This is a genomic window from Halobacteriovorax sp. CON-3 (assembly GCF_043196995.1).
Taxonomy (GTDB): Bacteria; Bdellovibrionota; Bacteriovoracia; order Bacteriovoracales; family Bacteriovoracaceae; genus Halobacteriovorax_A.
This window is the reverse complement of sequence record NZ_JBEBNA010000003.1, coordinates 161292-181788: the sequence shown is the minus strand read 5'-3', so window position 1 is coordinate 181788 and position 20497 is coordinate 161292. Positions and strand designations below refer to the sequence as shown.

General features: G+C 35.6%; 24 protein-coding genes and 1 tRNA gene. 17 read left to right on the top strand and 8 right to left on the bottom strand.

The features are described from left to right. The first annotated feature begins 92 nt into the window (after positions 1 to 92). A tRNA-Phe gene (locus ABMA72_RS15700) sits at positions 93 to 168 on the top strand. A gap of 66 nt (positions 169 to 234) precedes the next feature. On the opposite strand, the gene ABMA72_RS15695 is transcribed toward ABMA72_RS15700, so the two are convergent. Together ABMA72_RS15695 and ABMA72_RS15690 are read right to left on the bottom strand one after the other, a co-directional pair. Then, positions 235 to 1212: a hypothetical protein gene (locus ABMA72_RS15695; protein ID WP_392859961.1), complete on the bottom strand. Its 978-nt coding sequence runs from the start codon at positions 1210 to 1212 to the stop codon at positions 235 to 237. Positions 1213 to 1218: 6 nt separating this feature from the next. Then, positions 1219 to 3366: an ankyrin repeat domain-containing protein gene (locus ABMA72_RS15690; protein ID WP_393057855.1), complete on the bottom strand. Its 2148-nt coding sequence runs from the start codon at positions 3364 to 3366 to the stop codon at positions 1219 to 1221. A gap of 505 nt (positions 3367 to 3871) precedes the next feature. Between ABMA72_RS15690 and ABMA72_RS15685 the strand changes: the two genes are divergently transcribed. Together ABMA72_RS15685 and ABMA72_RS15680 are read left to right on the top strand one after the other, a co-directional pair. Beyond that, positions 3872 to 4288, top strand: coding sequence for a hypothetical protein (locus ABMA72_RS15685; protein WP_392859967.1), 417 nt, complete (start codon positions 3872 to 3874; stop codon positions 4286 to 4288). 1 nt (position 4289) lies between these two features. After that, on the top strand, positions 4290 to 4775 hold the full coding sequence (locus ABMA72_RS15680) for a GrpB family protein (RefSeq protein WP_392859969.1): 486 nt from the start codon (positions 4290 to 4292) through the stop codon (positions 4773 to 4775). A gap of 89 nt (positions 4776 to 4864) precedes the next feature. Here the strand turns inward: ABMA72_RS15680 and ABMA72_RS15675 are convergent, their stop codons facing one another. Beyond that, on the bottom strand, positions 4865 to 6856 hold the full coding sequence (locus ABMA72_RS15675; RefSeq protein WP_393057853.1) for a DEAD/DEAH box helicase: 1992 nt from the start codon (positions 6854 to 6856) through the stop codon (positions 4865 to 4867). 121 nt (positions 6857 to 6977) lie between these two features. Between ABMA72_RS15675 and ABMA72_RS15670 the strand changes: the two genes are divergently transcribed. The 5 genes from ABMA72_RS15670 to ABMA72_RS15650 are packed head-to-tail and all read left to right on the top strand — an operon-like array spanning position 6978 to position 10312. Continuing rightward, a complete protein-coding gene (locus ABMA72_RS15670; RefSeq protein WP_393057851.1) occupies positions 6978 to 7697 on the top strand; it encodes a hypothetical protein in 720 nt (239 codons plus the stop codon). Positions 7698 to 7730: 33 nt separating this feature from the next. Then, positions 7731 to 8168 (top strand): GNAT family N-acetyltransferase, encoded by a 438-nt coding sequence (locus ABMA72_RS15665; protein WP_393057849.1) that lies wholly within the window; start codon positions 7731 to 7733, stop codon positions 8166 to 8168. Positions 8169 to 8179: 11 nt separating this feature from the next. After that, a complete protein-coding gene (locus tag ABMA72_RS15660; RefSeq protein ID WP_393057847.1) occupies positions 8180 to 9205 on the top strand; it encodes a lipoate--protein ligase in 1026 nt (341 codons plus the stop codon). Positions 9206 to 9226: 21 nt separating this feature from the next. Then, positions 9227 to 10066 (top strand): alpha/beta fold hydrolase, encoded by an 840-nt coding sequence (locus ABMA72_RS15655; protein ID WP_393057846.1) that lies wholly within the window; start codon positions 9227 to 9229, stop codon positions 10064 to 10066. A gap of 3 nt (positions 10067 to 10069) precedes the next feature. After that, entirely contained in the window at positions 10070 to 10312 is a 243-nt protein-coding gene (locus tag ABMA72_RS15650) for a hypothetical protein (RefSeq protein WP_393057844.1), read from the top strand. Positions 10313 to 10340: 28 nt separating this feature from the next. On the opposite strand, the gene ABMA72_RS15645 is transcribed toward ABMA72_RS15650, so the two are convergent. Together ABMA72_RS15645 and ABMA72_RS15640 are read right to left on the bottom strand one after the other, a co-directional pair. Then, entirely contained in the window at positions 10341 to 10709 is a 369-nt protein-coding gene (locus ABMA72_RS15645; protein WP_392859981.1) for a hypothetical protein, read from the bottom strand. A 121-nt stretch (positions 10710 to 10830) separates the two neighbouring features. Then, the gene (locus tag ABMA72_RS15640; protein ID WP_393057842.1) at positions 10831 to 11694 is read right to left on the bottom strand and encodes a LysR family transcriptional regulator; all 864 of its coding nucleotides are present in this window, start codon (positions 11692 to 11694) and stop codon (positions 10831 to 10833) included. Positions 11695 to 11823: 129 nt separating this feature from the next. On the opposite strand from ABMA72_RS15640, the gene ABMA72_RS15635 reads away from it, so the two are divergent. Both ABMA72_RS15635 and ABMA72_RS15630 read left to right on the top strand, forming a co-directional pair. After that, entirely contained in the window at positions 11824 to 12258 is a 435-nt protein-coding gene (locus ABMA72_RS15635; protein ID WP_392859984.1) for a hypothetical protein, read from the top strand. A gap of 123 nt (positions 12259 to 12381) precedes the next feature. Then, positions 12382 to 12795 (top strand): DoxX family protein, encoded by a 414-nt coding sequence (locus ABMA72_RS15630; protein WP_392859986.1) that lies wholly within the window; start codon positions 12382 to 12384, stop codon positions 12793 to 12795. A 61-nt stretch (positions 12796 to 12856) separates the two neighbouring features. Here ABMA72_RS15630 and ABMA72_RS15625 read toward each other — a convergent pair whose 3' ends face one another. Beyond that, positions 12857 to 13339, bottom strand: coding sequence for a hypothetical protein (locus tag ABMA72_RS15625; RefSeq protein WP_392859987.1), 483 nt, complete (start codon positions 13337 to 13339; stop codon positions 12857 to 12859). 175 nt (positions 13340 to 13514) lie between these two features. Here ABMA72_RS15625 and ABMA72_RS15620 point away from each other — a divergent pair, with 175 nt between their 5' ends. Both ABMA72_RS15620 and ABMA72_RS15615 read left to right on the top strand, forming a co-directional pair. Further along, positions 13515 to 13961, top strand: a complete 447-nt coding sequence (locus ABMA72_RS15620; protein ID WP_392859989.1) for a GNAT family N-acetyltransferase — start codon at positions 13515 to 13517, stop codon at positions 13959 to 13961. 87 nt (positions 13962 to 14048) lie between these two features. Further along, a complete protein-coding gene (locus ABMA72_RS15615; RefSeq protein WP_393057840.1) occupies positions 14049 to 14729 on the top strand; it encodes a peroxiredoxin-like family protein in 681 nt (226 codons plus the stop codon). 10 nt (positions 14730 to 14739) lie between these two features. Here the strand turns inward: ABMA72_RS15615 and ABMA72_RS15610 are convergent, their stop codons facing one another. Further along, complete coding sequence (locus ABMA72_RS15610) at positions 14740 to 15519, bottom strand: hypothetical protein (RefSeq protein WP_393057838.1); 780 nt, start codon at positions 15517 to 15519, stop codon at positions 14740 to 14742. 124 nt (positions 15520 to 15643) lie between these two features. Between ABMA72_RS15610 and ABMA72_RS15605 the strand changes: the two genes are divergently transcribed. After that, positions 15644 to 16015: a tRNA-binding protein gene (locus ABMA72_RS15605; RefSeq protein WP_392859994.1), complete on the top strand. Its 372-nt coding sequence runs from the start codon at positions 15644 to 15646 to the stop codon at positions 16013 to 16015. Between the two features lie 17 nt (positions 16016 to 16032). Continuing rightward, positions 16033 to 16440, top strand: coding sequence for a GFA family protein (locus ABMA72_RS15600; protein ID WP_393057836.1), 408 nt, complete (start codon positions 16033 to 16035; stop codon positions 16438 to 16440). Positions 16441 to 16457: 17 nt separating this feature from the next. Here the strand turns inward: ABMA72_RS15600 and katG are convergent, their stop codons facing one another. After that, on the bottom strand, positions 16458 to 18584 hold the full coding sequence (gene katG, locus ABMA72_RS15595; protein ID WP_393057834.1) for a catalase/peroxidase HPI: 2127 nt from the start codon (positions 18582 to 18584) through the stop codon (positions 16458 to 16460). A 194-nt stretch (positions 18585 to 18778) separates the two neighbouring features. Here katG and ABMA72_RS15590 point away from each other — a divergent pair, with 194 nt between their 5' ends. The 3 genes from ABMA72_RS15590 to ABMA72_RS15580 are packed head-to-tail and all read left to right on the top strand — an operon-like array spanning position 18779 to position 20474. Continuing rightward, positions 18779 to 19114, top strand: coding sequence for a hypothetical protein (locus ABMA72_RS15590; RefSeq protein ID WP_393057832.1), 336 nt, complete (start codon positions 18779 to 18781; stop codon positions 19112 to 19114). A 14-nt stretch (positions 19115 to 19128) separates the two neighbouring features. Then, positions 19129 to 19752: a DUF6151 family protein gene (locus ABMA72_RS15585; RefSeq protein ID WP_392860000.1), complete on the top strand. Its 624-nt coding sequence runs from the start codon at positions 19129 to 19131 to the stop codon at positions 19750 to 19752. Then, positions 19752 to 20474, top strand: a complete 723-nt coding sequence (locus ABMA72_RS15580; protein WP_392860001.1) for a phosphatase PAP2 family protein — start codon at positions 19752 to 19754, stop codon at positions 20472 to 20474. Before ABMA72_RS15585 ends, ABMA72_RS15580 begins: the two co-directional genes overlap by 1 nt. Positions 20475 to 20497: the final 23 nt, after the last annotated feature.

Sequence of the window (20497 nt, the reverse complement as noted above, 5' to 3'; positions counted from 1 at the left end):
AAAGATATCTCAAATTAAAATTAAAAAACTTTTTAATTTTCTATTGACGAAAGAGAGATAAACCATTAATTTAATGGAACCAAATCATTTATGCCCTGATAGCTCAGTTGGTAGAGCAAAGGACTGAAAATCCTTGTGTCCGTGGTTCGAATCCGCGTCGGGGCACCATAAAAAAGCTACTTCTTTGAAGTAGCTTTTTTTTTGCCTTCTTTCCACCTTCAAGTGTGAAGAGTTCTATTTCTTACAGGCATGCTTAAACTGATCCCATAAAGTTGTTTTAAACGCATCCTGCTTCCAATCAGGGCTTATTTTATCGAGTAAGATGGAAAGGAAAAATCCTGTATCGTAGTAATAATTACTATTCTGATCTAACGGAGTAATCATATATTCAAAAGTCTTCCTACCGTATTTGGCGTAATAGTTCAGAAGTTCCGCATTCATAAGCTTGTTAAGCTTAGGGTTTTTCATTGCTTGTAGGTCAATATGTTTTTCAAAATATCGAGCTGTACCTTCTACGGTTTCATAAAATAGCTCAGAAGCTTTTGTATCATTATTGATCTTAAAATTTTTAAATCTATTTTCTCGATGTTTTATAAGATCTCTACAGGTATTTATCTTGTTACTTGCTTTTTGTAAGTCTAACTTTAATACAGCATTTCTGACTAACTGAACTTCTTGGTTTATCGAGTCAATGTAGCTTTTATTTTTTTTCAAACTTATAAGTGCATCAGTATTCATCTTATTTGGAGATAAGACTAACTGCTGTCCTAGTTTATTATTTTGAAATAAATGAAATACCTCATGTATGTAGATAGTTATCCAGTCATAATCATTCCAATTTTGGCCTTTTTCAGACATCGTCTCCTGTGAATCGATCATAAAAATTGAATTCTCGAGTCCTTTATGCATCTTACTTAAATAAGCAGTATGATAAGGCCTTTTCTTAATTTTTATTCCAAGAGGATGCCTAATAGTATCATTAAAATAATAATACCCATTATTAGGATAAGTATTAGAGTTGAGAAGATATTGAGTGTTATGGTGGTTGATTAGAACGAGTGGCTTATAGTCTTTTAACTCTGGCCAGAATTTAACAGCACCTTGCTCTATAAGATCTTCGGCAACCTTAACATTATTATTTATATCAACAGGTAGTCTTCGATTCGAGCTCGCACAGGAAGTCAGTAGTAAGAATATGAGTATTTTCTTCATTTTAATCTAATACCTTTTTCTCAATGCTCTTTTTAAATATCTCTCAAACTTCTTAAGTTCATTTTTTTGAGCGACTTCAATGGCATACTCAAGTTCCCATTTTGAAAAAATCAGTTTATATTTAGACTTTAATACTAGTTTAAGCATTTTGTAATTTTCTCGATGAACAATTTTGCTTAAAATTCGAACATTATTTCTATTAAGGCGACTATCTTCTAAAATCATCTCCAGAGTATCAATATTGTTACTTTCTACGGCAGCAGATAATGGTGTATTAAATGTTCCATTAAATAATAAGTCCTCACGGTCCATAAAATAGTTAATAAGTCCTTGGTCTCCTGACTTTAAGGCATGGCCAAAAGGGTTTGTTGCTAGTGTAGATGTATACCTACAATCTTCGAGGTAGCATGTGGTTGTGCCATTAATATCAACATCTCGTATAGTCATTAATTCAAAGGCAAGGTCAATATCATTAGCTTTTATTGCCAGGCCTAAAATTGATTCACTATCAATTTCATCTTGACGCTCGTGAATGTCAAATTTATCTGAATTTACGAGTCGTCTTCTAATCTCATCTGATGTTTTAGTAAAGTACTTAAAGCGATCCTGGTTAATCATCTTCCTACTTGCAGAAGTTAATATCGATTCTACATCTTCGATGTTTTCATAGACGATACTTAGAAAGATCCCTTTTCTTGTAGTGAGTTGATTACTATGGTGTAAGAACGCACTTAAATTTTTTCCAATTAATTTCTTATGTTCTTTGTCTATATAGCTAAATTGTTTTTCTGATATTCTATAAATTTGATTCAACAAAGAACGAGCTCGGTTAGAACTTGAATCAACATTAATATCTTTGTGTTTTAATACTTTTTCAAATTTTTCAAAATTATTTTTAAATAGTGACACAGTTAATAAGTGACCGTAAGTCAAAGGGGAATCATAGTCATTGTGTTTAATCCTAAAGTTAAAGTTAGCATTCATGCTTACAAGAGGGGACTGTATAAGGCTTTCAAACTTTGAGTCTAAATCAAGCTTATTTTTTATACTATAATTTAAAGAACTCTGCGCATTTTCTCGTTCTATTTCAGTTCTTATAAATTCAGCAACATCCTGATTATTGTTCGTAAGTGCGATTTCAAGTAACTCTTTCCCTTTATAATCTAAATAAGTTCTTTGTAAGAAGAATTTCGCTACTTCATTATGGTTTTCTTTTATTGCGACTTTGATAGCCTCCCACTTATCTAGTGGATCATTGAAATAATATCTGTCAGCTGCAAAGACCTTTTTTATATCGTCTAATCTATTTTCTTTAGCTAATGAAACCAGATTCTTTCTAAGTTTAGCTGTGCTGAAAATATTTCTTAACAGCGAGACACTTTCACTGTCAGGGAGAGTATTAATTAAATCAACAAGGCTTTTTCCATTTTTATCTTTGCTCCATAAGAAAGGATTTTGCACATCTAAGAGCATTTTTAAAATTTCTGGATAATTCTTTTTTACCGCTAGGGCGATTGGTGAAAACGCTTCATTAAATATATCTTTTGGATTGTTAAAGTTAACGCTCGCTCCTTCGTATTGAAGAAGTAACTTTACCATTGCTTTGTCTCGCAGAATGACAGCGTTGTGGAGAGCTGAGTTAGGACTTCCTGCAACTCGATTATTTTGTCGAAAGTGCTCATTGTCTAGTGCTTCTCTCACAACTTCTAAATTTCCCTTTATTAAGTAATTTAGTAAGTTTTGCTTGATATCAAGCGGCTTTTCGTATCGATATAAGTCTTGTCGTTGTGGGCGATACCAACATAGTGGCCTTACACCCTCCTTATTTTGTAAACTCTTTCTAGTACAAACTCCTTGGCCTTCATTATAAAAGCTCACTTGTGAACTTACGTCTTTCTTGCATAGTGCACCGGCCATGATTGTATCAAGTTTGCATTGTGGTAGAAGGTTTTGCGTATTAGTTAAAAATACAATTTTTTTATCTTTATTTAATATACTAGCGTTACTATTAACATAGTCAGCGCTTATTTTTGCTAGATCAAGTCCGGCCTGTGCTGTTCTTTCACACAGCTGGACGGCTTCATTATCTCTATTCTTATATCCCCAAGTAGCTCTACATTTTTTACGAATCTCTGGATTAGTTGTATCTCCCATATAATTGAAGTCGTTTTCAAATACTTTTCGAAAACACTTAAGAGATGCCCAATAGATTGCTTGTCCATTTACAGCACCAAAGCCTCCTGTAACTCTTTGGTAGGGAGCTCCGCCTATAAGACTCCCTAGTTGTGTACATATAGCGAATGCAATAGCGTCAGATGTGGCACCGGCGAATCTTTGGGCATTACCGCTTATTAATATTCCCGATTCTTTGGTACTTTTACGGAAAGTCTTAAATGAAATATTTGGATTGTATTGGTCTCTTTCAATAGTAAAGCGTCTTCCTTGCACTTCTAATCTAGGTCTAAAGGTATTAATAACTTTATCTATTACTGCTTGAAGATCTGACTCAGTGGTTATCTTATTTCCAATCCAAGTGCAGCATTGAGATATGAAGAGCTTAAAAAATCTTTGGATATACCAAGAAGTGAATACTCAAATGCAAAAACAGAAATTATCTCAGAGCTATTAGAAGAGGCATATAAAGAAAGGAGCACTCTTTATGAAGACAAAAGAATTTTATAACCCATTGGTGGGTTTTCTTATTGGCGAGTGGGATAATATTAGCTTTGAAATTTCAAATGGAAAAGAAGTCAAAAGAGAAGTTTATCCTGAAACGATGGTTGGTAAGAGTGAGCATGTCATTACAATCACGGCGCATGGGTTTAAAGACGGAAAAGATTTAACTAAGGATATGTGCCTAGAAGTTGAAGGTGAAAAGGTTGTCATGTCACAAGGACCTTTCAGAGCAGAGGGGATTGTTAAGGGTAATGTATATTATCTAGAAGGGAGGCATGAGGAGATGATCTTTAAGTTTAGACTTTATACTATGGGAGATAAGTATGTTTTTCATAGGGAAACATGGACAAATGGAAATATTCAACAAATGGATATGTCTTATCTTGTAAGAAAGAAGTAGTATGAAATTTTATGAAGCACAAGACTATCAAGATAAAGTGAATGAAATTTTTAAGGACTTAGAGTTTGAGCTATCTCAACATCTTGTTAATGTTCGAATCATTCATATTGGAGCATCATCAATCCCTGGTGCTATCTCTAAAGGAGATTTAGATGTTTTTGTTGGCGTGGATAAGAAAGACTTCGAATCAAGTTTAATAACAATTAAGAACCTTGGCTACGTTGAGAAAGAGAGCACTTTAAGAACTCCTCAGCTTTGCATGCTGATTACAGAAAAATATAATCATGATGTAGCAATCCAGTTAGTGGAGAATGGAAGTGAATTTGAAGACTTTTTGAAATTTAAAAAATTATTGTCTACCAAACCTTCTCTCGTCGAAGAATATAATGAGCTCAAACGAAGTTCTTCTCATCTTAATGAAGATGAATATAGAAGCAAAAAATCGAAATGGGTTGAAAGTCTATTGAAAAGCCTCATGACGGAATAAAAAGAATCAAAGGCCCTATTTATAGAATATGCATATTCCAGGTGCTTTTCTTTCACGTAAGGCAAGCGAAAAGCACCTGGGATAAAAAATTATGCTAAAGTAATTTGAATCTTCTTCATTCGGCCTTCACCGATTGAGACTGTTTTAACTTCCTTGTGCTTATCAAGGTGTTGATGAACAAGCCTGCGATCTGAAGCGTTTAATGCTTTAAGTGTGACTGGTTTACGAGAGTCTAGAACTTTTGCTGTCTCACGCTCAACCATCTTAATAAGACTGTCTTCCTGACTCTTTACACCCTTACACTTGAAATTTAGTCTAACTTCTCGAGGAACTTCAACACTGTTGTAAAGGTGAAGTCTTGTCAGGTATTCAAGAGCTTGGAGTAGTTCATTATTATCTCTTGTTAACATTTTCTCATCTGCTCCAGAAAAGAAGATTTTAATATCCTTTCCATTAAATGAGAACTTGGCGAATAGCTTCAACTTTGCCTTTTTAATAAGATTAATTAGAAATGGCATCACGATTTTTTTATACGTTGGCCTAAGACTATAAGTGAATCTTGTGAGTCTCTTTCCAAATAGGAAGTACTTCTTACGTCCCAGAGTCGATTCATCAAGGTTTAGTTGAGAATCATACTTTATCTTAAAGAATGCAAGAGCGGCTGCCTTCGCACTTTCTTGCGATTCTGCTTGAATCGTAAACGTCGGTGTATTTGGTTTCTTTTCTATCTTCTTAATCGGTTTTGATACTGGCCTATTAGCTACTTCAACTGTCTTTTTAACTCTTTCTTGAGTTCTCTTCTTAGCATTATTTTGGGTCTTTTTGCGCTGAGGTTTCTTACGTTGTTCTTTTTGTTGCTCTGTTAGTGGCTTACCAGTCGTTCTATCGACAACCTTAAAAGTTTTGCGGTCAATAAATGGCTTCTTTGAAAGATTTTTTGAAATATCTTCTGGGACAATTTCTAATTTTGGAATTTTGTCTCCAATGAATTCTTGAATAGGGTCTAGGTATTCACAGTCATCAAATGAGCAAAAGCTTATTGCTTCTCCTTCGCAGCCAGCGCGACCTGTTCGACCGATTCGGTGAACATAGTTTGCAGCATCTTGTGGAAGATCGTAATTGATAACAAGATTAACATCTTTAATGTCGAGACCTCGTGCCGCAACATCTGTACAGACAAGGATTGTCGTTTCTTTAGATCTAAAATCTTTAATTAATTTTGTTCTCTTGCTTTGAGAGAGGCCGCCTGAGATTGCTTTTGCTTTGAAATTCATTGCGATCAGCCATTCAGCAACTAGGTGTGTTTGAAATTTTGTATTACAGAAGACTAGAGCGTATGCATCTTCATGATTGCGGATGGTACTTACAAGAAGGCCCATCTTTTCATTAGCATTAATCATCGCTAGCTTATGATCGATATGATCAACAACCATGTTATCTTCATTCAACTTAAGTTCGATTGGAGTAGAGTTAAACTTATAGGCCGTGTTTAAAACTTCCATATTAGTCGTAGCTGATACCATGATTAATTGTCTATCATCTGGCATTTGTCCAAGAGTGTATTCGATATCTCTTTTAAAGCCCATATCAAATAACCGATCAGCTTCATCAAATACGATTCCGTAAGTGCGATCAATGAGGACGGCCTTTTGCTTTAATAGATCCACTAAGCGGCCAGGTGTTGCAATAATGATATGTGCACCTTTGTTAATTAGTTCTTTTTGCTTTTCGAGGCTTTCACCACCAATAACGCAGACTGTATTAACTCCAGACTCACTACCAAGTTCTTTGAAGACCTTTTCAGTTTGTTGCGCTAGTTCTCTTGTGGGAGATAGGACAACATAGTGAACCTCATTAACTTCCACGAGGTCATCATGAATGATATGTTCGATGATCGGGATGGCGAATGACGCAGTCTTACCAGATCCCGTTTCAGCAAGAGCAAGTATGTCTTTACCTTCTAAGATTGGTTGTATTGTTAGTTCTTGAATGGCGCTTGCTGTTGTAAAACCGCATTTTTTAATGGAGTTAAGAAGGCCGGGGCGTAAATTGAATTCTTCAAATGGGATATTGTTAGTCATAGTAATCAATATACGCTAAACATCACGCTAATCTAAGTAATTTCTTAAATTTCATTGTATTTACTGTATTTGAGTGCTTTTTTGCCTTTTTATAGCGAAGTATATCTAACTATAATGACTTATGAAAAAAATTCTCTTTTTAGGACTTGGACATTTAGGACAGCACTTTCTTTCGCAAAATAAAATACATGAAATTATTGGAACAAGAAGAAAGTCAGATGATTTAGAAACTAACCTCATCGAATACACCTTAGGTGAAAGCTGGAAAGCTTCAAGGGACTTTGATGTTATTATCATATCATTTCCTCCTACAGAAGATTATTCAGCTAAGCTTCAAAAACTATTAAATGATTTAGGGCCTTTAAATAAAGTTATTTTTGTTAGTTCAACTTCGGTTTATGGTTTTGGTCATATTAGTGAAGATAGTATGAAAGTTGGTCAAACAAGAAATGCTAAAGAGCTTATTGAGTGCGAAAAATTGATATCACAGTTGGATGATTATGTGATTGTTAGGCCGGGAGGTTTAATTGATAGTAAACGCCATCCAAAATTTTTTTCTCAGAAAATGACAAAGCTATCAAAGTCACAAACTAATGTTAATTTAGTTCATACTAGTGATGTCGCTGAATTTTTACATCATGTCGTAAATCATAATATTAGTAATCAAGATTTTAATCTAGTTTGTGATGATCATCCTACTAAAGAGGAATTTTATCGTAATTTTAATTCAGCGATATCTTTTGATCCCGAGAACTCAGAATTACGAGTAATTGATAATTCTAAAAGTAAAAATACTGGCTTTACTTATCAGTATAGTAATCTTGCTTGGTCTAAACTATAATAATTAAAACTTTTTAGATATAGTGAGGCCACAATGAATATTAGAACGCCAAGTCTGTCAGACGTAGATAAGTTATTTCAAATCGAAATAGAAAACTATGGTGAACAAGAAGCGACTGAGAAAGAAACCTTTCAGGCCCTAGTTGAATTTCCAGAAGACTATATCGGCTATGAGCTTAAGGTACTAGTAGATACAGAGGTAATCGGATTTTATTGTACCGTGGAAGAGGACGGAAATATCGAGCTTGTTGATATTGCTGTCTCAAAAGATTTCCAAGGAAGGGGTCATGGCTCTACGTTACTTGAAGAATGTTTAAAAAATCATGCCCAAATGCCCTTGTCTTTGACTGTTAGAGAAGATAATTATTCGGCAATTGCTTTATATAAGAAATTTGGTTTTAAACAAACTGAAATCGAGAAAGATTACTACGATGATTGTAATGGCCTGCGATTTGAAAAAACAAATTTATAAATAGGAATAATATGAGTAAGAAAGTAAAAATTTTTGTTGCTGAACAATATGATCCATATTTTAATCTCGCCACAGAGAATTGGATTTTTAACGATATGGACACGGATTCTCATGTTCTCTTTCTTTGGCAAAATGATGAAACTGTTGTCATTGGAAAGCACCAAAATCCGTGGACAGAGTGTATTACAAGTAAGATGGAAGAAGACGGAGTTAAACTTGCGAGACGTCAAAGTGGTGGCGGGGCAGTTTTCCATGATTTGGGGAATACAAATTTCACTTTCATGTCATCTAAAGAATCATACGATAAAGACGCAAATAATAAGATCATTACAAATGCATTAAAAGTATTTGGAGTTGATGCCTTTGCTAATGGAAGAAATGATATTGAAGTTAAGGTAGCTGAAGAAGAAGGATCAAGAAAAATTTCTGGTTCGGCCTTTAAGGTAAAAAGAGATCGAAGCTTTCACCATGGAACACTTCTAATTAATGCTGATCTAAGTAAGCTTGCTAACTACTTAAACCCTAATAAGAAAAAACTAGAGTCTAAGGGGATCAAATCTGCACGTGCACGTGTGATCAATCTTGCGGAGCTTAATTCTGAAATCAATCATGAGAGTCTCTCAAGTGCGATTATTGAAGAATTTTGTCGTTTCTACGATGCTCAGGGCCAAGTAGAGGTCTTAAACTACGACTTCCTAAAGTCTGTTCCTAAAGTTAATGAATACTATGATGAATTAAAGGATTGGGATTGGCTTTATGGAAAAACGCCAAAGTTTAACCATCAATTTGATGAGAGATTTACTTGGGGTAGTGTTGAAGTTCATATCAATTCAAATAAAGGACTAATTGAAGAGATTACGATCTTTAGTGACTGTCTATATCCGCCTTTAATTGAGTCTTTTGCAGAAGAATTAAAAGGCATTGCCTATGATGTTAAGGCTGTTCAAGATACCTTGAATAAACTTAAAGAAGATTTTCAAGCTCATCATAATGAAGTGGATGACTTTTCTATGTGGCTTGTTTCAAATATCAGATAAACTGATCTGGAGTTTTAATAATTGAAAGACATATATATTTTAAAAGATAATTTAAAAACATGTTTCAGGGTATCTGGAGCAGAACTTGGAAAACCTGTCCTTTATATAAATGGTGCAGGGATGAGTGGTAGTTTAAATTTCTATCAAGAAGACCTTATAAATAATAATATCAAGCTTTATTCGATTGATAGGCCTGGCTTTGGTCAGTCGGACTTCAATGAAGATAAGTCTTTTTCTAGTATCACTGAATCAGTAGAATTGTTATTAAGAGAGCTTAAGTTAGATCAGATTGACGCTGTTGCATTTTCTCAAGGAGCGCCTTTTTTGTACCATATGTGCTTACATGGGATTATTAAAGAGGCCGTGGTTGTGTCTGGTCAAGATGATCTACACGATAAAAGTACATTCGAATTACTTGATGAGAATACGAAAAATTTCGTGAATTCTGTAAGTAGTGGTCAATTAACATGTGATGAATTTCAAAAAACTTTTAACCTGGATGGCTTTATCGATTTTGTTATCGGAACATCTTCTGAGGTCGATAAGAAAGTTTATACGCAAGATCCATATAAAAAGATGTATCGTGAATGTCTTCAAGAAGGGATTGGAAGCTCATTTAAATCCTACTTTCAAGACTTATCTATGTGCTTATCTCCTTGGGGCTTCAATCTTGAAGAAGTTACAACAGACGTATTTCATCTATATGGGAAACATGATTATAGCCCAGTTCATTCTCCAGATTTTGGATTGACTCTAGCACGAAGAAATTCAATGTTTACAGCTGAAGTTATTGATAGTGTTGGCGGAGCCTTGATTTGGACTCATGGCAGTTATATCTTGAAAAGGTTATGCTACAATTAGGCCATGAAATATCTCATTACGTTAGCGACACTTATTTTTAGTCTAAGTTGCCAATCGAATTCTGAAGAATACTACGATCAGTACATAAAAAAGTGCAATGGAAATAGTTGCTGTGAAAGCTCTGTACGAAATGCCAAGGCATCTGAATCTAGTATTCTTGAAGACGGTAAAAGTTGTCCCGATGGATATCGTATTGAGATGCAAAAGTGTATTGGTAGCAAACGTTGGTGTGTCGTAAAAAAATGAAAAATAAAAAGGGCCAACTTAATTGGCCCTATATATTCTTAGTAAGCTTTGACTCATCTAATTCTCCAAAACCTTGGTAAGAGTAATCAATGAACTTTTTTCCATCAAAGATTGTGTACTGTTTATCTTGATTTCCATGAGGCAGTCTTAGAGCAAGGTAACTTTGTAGTTCTTCATCATAGACTTTCAGAATGATTGTTGTATTTCCACTTCCAAGTATTTCTTTGAAGATAACACTCTTACCTCTTAAATGGATTGCTTCATTAGCTTTAAGATCTCCCGATAAAATATTCTGTGCAAAGTCGTCATTAAAGCTTTCATCTGTATTAAAGAGATGAAGATCTGCTAACCAGACCGAGAGGTTTAGGATGAATAGAAGAAAGATAGATTTACACATCGTTATTATAACCGCATGTTTTATGCCAGTTTGTTTGTCATGATTTCATTGGTTTACAGGGGCGAAGTGTCTAAGTTATTGACATGTGTACTAGTAACTTATGGCCTTCTAAGGACTAAACCTAACTCGGGGAAATAAGTTCAATGAGTTTCTTATAGGCTTTGTTTGGTACAAAGCTATTTCTCATCACCACTTTGAGTGAGTAATAGTCTTTTTCTGAAGGGTGAAGGACAGCAAGCTTTCCTGATTTGATAAGGGGATTCACGATAAATTCTGGAAGGAATGTAATTCCTTCTCCTTGCAGGGCCATTTGTAAGTGCATATTGATATTATTCGTTGATATGCAAAACTTCGAGTCTTTGTTGGTCTTTAGATGCTTCTTTAATGCTGAAAATTTCTTCTTGTGTGAAGGAAAGATAATCTTATCTCCAATGAGCTTATTTAATATTTCTTTCTTATTCTTTAGACTTTTCTTAATGACTCCCTTAAAGCGAATATTAAAGAGTGATCGTTCAGAGATACCTTCTGGCAGAGAGGGAGTATAGAAGAGAATGAGAATATCAAGTTCGCCGTCTTTTAGTTTTTCAAGTAACTCAGCCGCTGGTGCAGTATAAATCTCCGGCGTTGTAAGTGGGAATTCTCCTGTTAAATGCTTGAACTTATTTGCCAGTAGGTAACTTGCGATCTCATCACTTGTTCCAATTTTAAGCGGGCCCTTAACGATATCGTTATCAATGCCAAGGTCATATTCTAGATTATCAAGCTCTGAAAAGATTAATTTACAGGACTCAAAGATTCTCTCGCCAGTTGGGGTAAGGATGATCCCACGATTCGATCGCTCAAGCAAATTAGTCGCGAGTTGCTCCTCTAACTTCTTTATACTACTTGAAATTGCAGGTTGAGAAACTGAGAGCTTCTTTGCGGCCTTGATAAAGCTTTCTTCAATGACAACATGATAAAAGGATTCGAGTAGTTTTATATTCATATAACTGTATTACTAAAACTTATGTACTTTATCAAGTAAAGTGTTTTTACTTATGTGTTGGAAATAGCTATTTTCTCTTCGTTGAAACGGTGGTGGCGAAATCTCGTGGCCAATATCATAGGAGAGTTTATGAAGAAGCTTAGTTTATTTGTTGTACTTTCAGCTGTTTATCTTTTACCTGCTATCGCCTTTGGTTCTATGCAGGCAAGTGAGAATACATTTGATGTGAGTAGAGATTGGGACGGGGATCTGCCTTTCAAGTATGAAATGAGTTGGAAACTCTCAAACTATATGCACAGTGAAGTTTTTCTTTTAAATAATACTGAAGAAAGATGTGAAATTGGAGCAATTGGTGCTCATGAATACGGTGAAGTCTGCTATGAAGTAGATCTGAATATGTATGAGTGCGAGAAAGATGCCAATGGAGTACAAGGAGAGTACGACTATTCATGTCGTGCTAAGATTCTCGTCTTAAATAACGAAGTTCGTGAAAAGCTTCTTGTGAACTTTGATATGTTCTCAATTGATGGCAATCTAGAAATCTCTATTAAAGACGTGTTTTAAATAAATCGATAACGGTGCCTTCACTATTAAATAATAGGCGGGCACCTTTCCTCATTTCATTTGTCTCATTAATTTCATCCTGTTAAGCTTTATAAATATTCAAAGTTTTAGAAGGATTTCGTTATGGATAAAGCATCATTATTATTTCTCAGGCTTGCTCTAGCTGGTAGTTATCTTTCTGCTGTGGCCGATCGATTTGGCCTTTGGGGAAAGTACGGTGAGCCAGGAGTTGTGTGGGGAAATATGAAATCATTTCTTGAATACACTCAGTTCTTAAACCCATGGGCACCAACAGCTCTTTCTGAATTCTTAGGATATTCAGCAACTGGCCTTGAGATTGTTTTAGGTATCTTATTTATAATCGGTTTTAGAATTAAGATTACATCACTTATAAGCTTTGGACTTCTGTCTCTCTTTGCACTGAGTATGACATTTACAAGTGGGATTAAGGGGGCTTTTGATTATAGCGTCTTTACAGCAGCTGCAGCTTCGTTCTTACTCTTTTGTTTTTACGATAAGCTTCAAGGACAAGAATAAGATTAATTTTATTAAGATATTTATATAAGGCCTTTGTATGATACAAGGGCCTTTTTATTTATTAGTAATTTAGAATTAGTGATTCAACAGGATCAATACATGACTCGAGAATAGTCATATATAGATATTCTTGTTTGTCATTATCGTATTCAGCAAGAGTTTCATTATTAAGTCCGTACATAGTACATGAGATATTTACAAATGCTCTGCCTTGTCTAACTAGTTGGAAATTTTCAAATTTAAGCGATGAGTTTAAATGACGATAATCTTTAGTCTTTCCATCTAGTGCTTTTAGAAGATCTGCATCAAAAGAATCAGCTGAATCTTTCCAAGTATAGGCCTCGTATGAAATTGTACACTGATCACCGCTGCAGTTCATCCCTTGTGCATACCAATTTATATCGCCACCACAGTATGTATCCATACAAATATCACCCATGTAGTCATTGATATCTTTTGCTTCTGATTTGGATAGAAAATCAGACTGAGCTGAGACAGCTGTTGATAGTGAAATTAAAACTAGAAAAGATAGAAGACCTTTCATTTATTACTCCCTGCGAAATTTTTGTTTTTTGTTTAAATAGCGAAAGTGACATGATGTGCAAAGGTACTAGATAATATTTACTTACAAGGGCTTAGGGGGGGGTGATTGTAAAGTATTGAAATTTAACAATCTATATGTGTACGTTTTAAAATTTTATGATATATTCTGCGTCCTTATGAATCATTATGAGTATAAAGAATATTCGCAAATCTCTGATGAGGTCTTCGAGATCGTTTCCCAGACGAATTCTCAGATCTTTAGTACGCCGTATTGTGTCGACAGAATGTACTCAAAAACAAAAGACTGCACTAAGTTTCTTGCACAATTTTACTTTGATGGAAGTCAGCCAATCGCCTTTAAAGTTGGCTATGATTGTGGTGATTATTTCTATAGCTGGGTAGGTGGTGTTGTGCCATTCTATCGTGGTCAAAAATTAGCGACAAAGTTGATGGAGAGGCAACATGAGTGGGCCAAAGAACAAGGCTTCACAAAGGTTCGTACTCACACTGATGCTCGCTATCCTGAAATGATTGAACTCAATGAAAAGTTTGGTTTTAGATTAATTGATACGAGAATCAAGGAAAATCAAATAGAGCAGTTGATTCTTGAAAAAAATCTATAAATGCACCAAGATTTAACAAACCGCTAACAATCAATTTCTCTCCTGAGGATATTCTTTTATAAAATAGAATTTTATAAAGGACCCTCAATGAAAACTATTACAATATTAAGCTTATTCGCGCTGACGTTCTCCTCTCTTGCAGATAGTGCCCTCCAAGATCGACTTGATGAAAGAAGAGAGAATGCGAATAAGAAAAGACCTGTTGAAGTAACTAAGGTTATGGACGAAGCTCTAAAACATCTTAAAGATTCTGGAATTGTGGAAGAGAGTATAAAGAAGGGAACTCAAGTTCCGAGTTTTAAAGTTGGTGGGAAAGATATAAGTGAATACTATAAAGATGGAAATACCATTATCAGCTTCTATCGCGGAAGTTGGTGCCCTTACTGTATGATCCAATTGAAAGAGTATCAAAAATACTATCAAGAAATTCAAAAAAAGGGTGCCAAACTAATCGTTCTTGCTCCTGACACAAAGAAAGAAATTGCAAAAACTAAAAGAAATCATAAATTAGATTTTCCTATCTATTCAGATGTCGATAATCAAATTGCAAAAAAATTTGGACTTGCTTTTAAGCTTGAAGAAAGCCTGAAAGAACTTTATGTGAAATTTGGTATTGATATTAAAAATAATCAAAATAGCGAACAGTTTGAACTTCCTTTACCTGGTACTTATATTGTTAATAAGGATGGAAAGATTATCTATGCTTTTGCAGATGCTGATTATACAAAAAGAGCCGATCCTAAAGATTTAATACGATATTTAAAATAGAAGTTACTTTTTAATAGAATGGATCATTGATATAAGTTTCTAAAATTCTTTTCTTTTTAAGTTTTGTTGCATCACTATCTGGTAAATATTCTAGTAAGCTAAGAACATTTGTAATTCCTGCAAGTGTTTTTGAGACACCATTCATAACTTTATCTCTGCCGGTAGAGACTCCATATCTTTGACGGTAAAAGAAATAGCGATCTTTCAATAACTGGGATTGTCCAAGTTCTGTGACGGAAGTTGTTAAGTTGAATTTAAAGACAGCATCAAATTTTGTAAGCTTTTTAAGTTTTAAATCTCTTTGATCTAAATTCTTTAGAGAGTTTCTTAGTACTTTAGCAATATAGGCCCTCAAGAACCTTGAACCAGTTGAGATTTTAGTTCGTTTCTCATCATAGCGTGCACCCTTATCGAGATAGAATGTGACTTGAAAATGTCCTTGGGACTCAATTTCAACAAGCTCTTCTGGGTATGTTAAGTTTTGTTCTATTTTAGCAAATATGCGATTTGCTTTTGCTAGTCCAATATTCGAGTTCGTTGAAATCTTTGCTTCGTCTAGACTTAAGTGTTTTGGATCAATAGAGAAGTCTGAGAGCTTTAATCCATTTGTCTTATAGTTTTTTGAAAAACTCTTTTGTATAGATTTCTTTTTTTGTTTTAAGGATTTCACTTTCATTTTGATTGGTTCTCTATGTGTGATATTTTTTATTTTATGATTCTTTGAGTAGGTAAAGAGTAAGAGTGCATGAAGTAATAAGGAGATGATGAAGCTTAAATGAAATTTTCTCATTACATCTATTTTATTTCTCAAACGTCAAATCTGTGGTTTGTTCTCTGTCATTTTTGTGTGAAGATTAATTATTTGGTGACCATTCGTTTTTCTTGTATAATTTAAGAAACTAGAAAGGATATTTATGCATTTAGATTTTGAACCGAGTGCGCCAGCTCTCACCGATATAGATTTTAGTAAATTTTTAGAAGTTGATATGAGAATAGGTGAGGTTATAGAAGCTGAAGACTTTCCTGAAGCAAGAAAACCTAGCTATAAACTCAAGATTGATTTTGGCCCAGGTGTAGGTATTAAAAAATCAAGTGCTCAGATCACTGTCCACTATAAGAAGGAAGGACTGATTGGAAAGAAGGTCTTGGCCGTCGTTAATTTTCCTCCAAGGCAAATTGGAAAGTTCATGTCTGAAGTTCTCGTTATGGGATTCTCAGATTCAAATAATGATATCGTCCTATTTAACCTCGATAAAGATGTGCCAAATGGAGCGCGTCTACATTAGTCCAAGGGAGAGTTTTAATGAGCAATATTCATAAAGGTTCATGCCTATGTGGCACTATTGAATTTGAAGCAGAAGGGTCTTTTGATAACTTCTTCCTATGCCATTGTAAGTATTGTCAAAAAGACACGGGTTCTGCACACGCTGCTAATCTATTTGCAAGTGATATGAAGTTCAAGTGGTTAAGTGGGGAAGGAAATATTCAATCTTACCGCTTACCTGAAACAAGGCATACTCGCAGTTTTTGTAAGACATGTGGATCAGCTGTGCCTGGAGTTTATAGTGAGGGGAAGCTTGTGGTCATCCCGGCCGGATGTCTTGATACGCCAGTTGACATTAAGCCTAGTGCACATCTTTTTATTAAAAGTAAGGCAAACTGGGATAATAATTTAGAGAGTGTTTCTAAATTAGAAGGTCTACCTAGTTAGGCAGACCTTCAGTATATTTATTTTTTCAACTCAAATCTATCGAGATTCATCACTTTATTCCAGGCCTTAACAAAGTCATTTACAAATTTTTCTTTTGAATCATTTTGACCGTATACTTCTGAAATTGCTCTAAGCTCCGAGTTTGAACCAAAGATTAAGTCCGCACGAGTCGCTGTCCATACAGACTTTCCTGAAGTAACGTCAATACCTTCAAATAATTCGTTATCACTATCTTTTGCCTTCCATTCATAGTTCATATCAAGAAGGTTAGTGAAGAAGTCATTCGAGAGAACACCTACTTTATCAGTGAATACACCATGCTTTGAATTGTCATGGTTTGCTCCTAGTACACGAAGGCCACCTACAAGTACTGTCATCTCAGGAGCCGTTAATGTTAGTAGTTGTGCCTTATCAAGTAGAAGCTCTTCTGTTGCAACCGTAAACTTTGTTTTCAAGTAGTTTCTAAATCCATCAGCTTCTGGTTCAAGAACAGAAAATGATTCAGTATCAGTAAGCTCTTGTGTTGTATCCATACGTCCTGGTGTAAATGGAACTTCAATTTTTACTCCTGCATCACTCGCTGCTTTTTCGACTCCTGCACACCCAGCAAGAACAATCACATCAGCAAGAGAAACTGGTTTATCAAATCCTTTTTGGATATCTTCAAGTGTCGCTATGACTTCATTTAGCTCTGATGGCATATTAACGGCCCAGTCTTTTTGTGGAGCAAGGCGAAGACGTGCTCCATTGGCACCTCCACGCATATCTGATCCTCTAAAGCTTGAAGCTGATGCCCAAGCCGTTCTAACCATTTGAGAGACTGTTAGAGGAGAGTTTAGAATTTGATTTTTTAGTTCTGCGATATCGATTTCATTTACTAGTTCATGATTAACAGCAGGAATTGGGTCTTGCCAAATTAGATCCTCTCTAGGAACTTCTGATCCAAGGTAGCGAGCTTTAGGACCCATATCCCTGTGTGTAAGCTTAAACCATGCTTTTGCAAAATTCTCTCTAAACTCTTCTGGATTATCTTTGTAGCGTCTTGCAATTTTTTCGTATGCTGGGTCAAAGCGTAGTGAAAGATCGGCTGTTGTCATCATTGGACGATGCTTTTTTGTTTTATCGTGAGCGTCCACAATCATATCTTCATCGGCCACATCTTTTGCAAGCCATTGCCAAGCTCCAGCAGGAGACTTTACTTTTTCCCATTCGTATTTAAAGAGAGTTGTCAGGTAACCATTATCCCACTTTGTCGGGTTTGGTTTCCAAGCACCTTCGATACCACTTGTGATTGTGTCGCCACCTTTACCTGTACCAAATTTATTTTTCCATCCAAGTCCCATTTGTTCGATTGGTGCAGCCTCTGGTTCTCGTCCAAGATTTGAATCTGGTGCAGCTCCGTGACATTTTCCAAATGTATGTCCTCCGGCAACAAGTGCAACAGTTTCTTCATCATTCATTGCCATACGTGCAAATGTTTCACGTACATCTATACCTGAGGCAACAGGGTCTGGATTGGCGTTTGGCCCTTCTGGGTTTACATAGATAAGCCCCATCTGAACAGCTGCAAGTGGTTTTTCAAGTTCACGCTCTCCTGAGTATCTTTTATCACCAAGCCACTGGGCCTCTGTTCCCCAGTAAACATCTTCTTCCGGTTGATAGATATCCTCACGTCCACCTGCAAAACCAAATGTTTTAAATCCCATTGATTCTAGAGCGCAGTTACCTGCAAGAACAAATAGATCTGCCCATGAGATTTTATTTCCGTACTTTTGTTTTACTGGCCATAAGAGTCTACGGGCCTTGTCTAGGTTTCCATTATCTGGCCAACTATTAAGAGGAGCAAATCTTTGGTTTCCTGTATTGGCGCCTCCACGTCCATCTGATGTTCTATATGTACCGGCGGCATGCCATGTCATACGAATAAAGAGCGGTCCATAGTGACCGTAGTCCGCAGGCCACCAGGGTTGTGAGTCTGTCATTAATGCGAAGATGTCTTTTTTTAGTGCACTAAGATCAAGTGAGTTAAATTCTTTTGCGTAGTTAAATTGTTCACCCATTGGATTAGCAAGTTCTGAGTGTTGTCTTAAAATGTTAAGTCTTAGGCGATTAGGCCACCAGTCATTATTATTAGTTCCCCACATAATTTATGCTCCTTTGATGAGTAAATAATTTTTTATTAAATTATATATGAAAAATATTTATTAACATCTTTAATTTTTATTTATATTTTTGAATTTGATTTTTGCCAGAACGTCTTAGGAATTCTTATAATTAAACTTCAATAACAAAAGGTTTTTATATGCGATGCGTATTAATGCTATTGGCAGTTTTTTTAATGAATTTATCCTATGCTTCAATCAGCTCCAATAAAAGAGTAGATGGACTTCTTTGCGCTGTTGAATCAGCAACTTATTATAAAAGAGTTCTAGAGTCTCAGAATTTAGAAGTTGATAAGTATAGGCATTGTACTGTCTCTTGCATCGTTGGTATCGAGTGTGGAATCAGCTCTTCTGCTATCATAGGTGTCGCAAAAGAAATTTATGATTTATTTGGTGGGGGCCATGCGGAGTGGCGTGATCTCTTGGCCAATATTAATGGCCTTCGCTTAAGTCAACGAGCTGATATTCAAAATTTTGAAGATTGCTCTGCTTCCTGTAAGAGTATTTATTAAGAAGGATATATAAGGTGAGTAAAGAGATCGTTTCCCTAAAGTGTGAATGTGGCGCAGTTGAAGGCGAGTTAACAATTAATAAAAGTTTGAGTAATCATGTTGTTTGCTGTTGTGATGACTGTCAGACCTATGCTCAGTACTTAGGTCGTCGAAACTTATTAGATGAGTTTGATGGTACAGAGCTCTTTCAAACAGCACCAAGCTATATAAAGATTACGAAAGGCCATGAGCATATCTCATGTCTAAGATTAAGTCCTAAGGGGCTTTATCGTTGGTATGCAGGCTGTTGCAATTTTCCAATGGTAAATACTCTTGATGCAAAAATTCCATTTAGTGGCATTGTTTGCGCTTTTGTCTCTAATGAAGAAAAGTCTAAGCTAGGTGATATTCAATCTTATAATATGATGAAGTACTCTTCAGTTGATCACGAGAGTTGGCCAAAAAAAGGCTTTTTAAAATTTTCTAAAATGGCAGGTCTAATTCTTCTAAAGCTCATTTCTATTGGGTCTATATTAAGATTAACAAAGCCTAATTCATTCTTTGATATGAACTCTGGCCTACCTAAGGTTGAACCACAAATTCTTTCAAAAGAGGAAAGAGAGTATACACGAAGTAAAATTGCACACCTTGGTAAATAATGAGTTTCAGAAAAATATTTATTTTAATTTTATTATTAAGTAGTTTTCAAAAAACGTTTGCAAATGAATGTGGAAGTTTTCTTTCCGATCTGACGGCACCGATCTGTACTGACGCTAAGTATATCTTTTGGACGGGGACAGGGATCACTTTAGGACTGCGTCTTCTGAAGGAATATAAGGGAATTGATGAAATCCAAAAGCGTGCTGCTCAAAAAAACCATCTTAAAGATCTTGGACAGTTTGGAGGTGATATTGGCTACGGTGTTTTAAATGGAGCCTATATCATTGGTCAATACTTCTGGGGAGGAAGGCTTGGAAAAGAGCGTGCATCACATATGTTACAAGCGACGGCCTATACTGTAGGGACGACTGTTGCTTTAAAGACTACTATTGACGAATCGAGACCTGGTTATCCCGATGAAAAAGATTCTTTCCCTTCAGGACACGCCTCTGCTTCCTTTGCCTTTGCATCAGTTGTGACGGCACAACATGGATGGGGATGGGGCTCTGCTGCTCACTTGGCCGCAATTTTCATTTCTTTTAGTCGTTTAAATGATAGTTGGCACTACCTACACGATGTCACGGCGGGAATGACGATTGGATTAAGTTATGGTTGGGGGATTTATTTTAACCATGTTGAATATAATAAGCCTTATTGGTTGAGTGTTCTTCCAACAGCTAAGTTAGATGGCCTAACTCTTAGCTTTTCTCAAAGCTTTTGAAATAAAAAAAGGGCACTTATTAA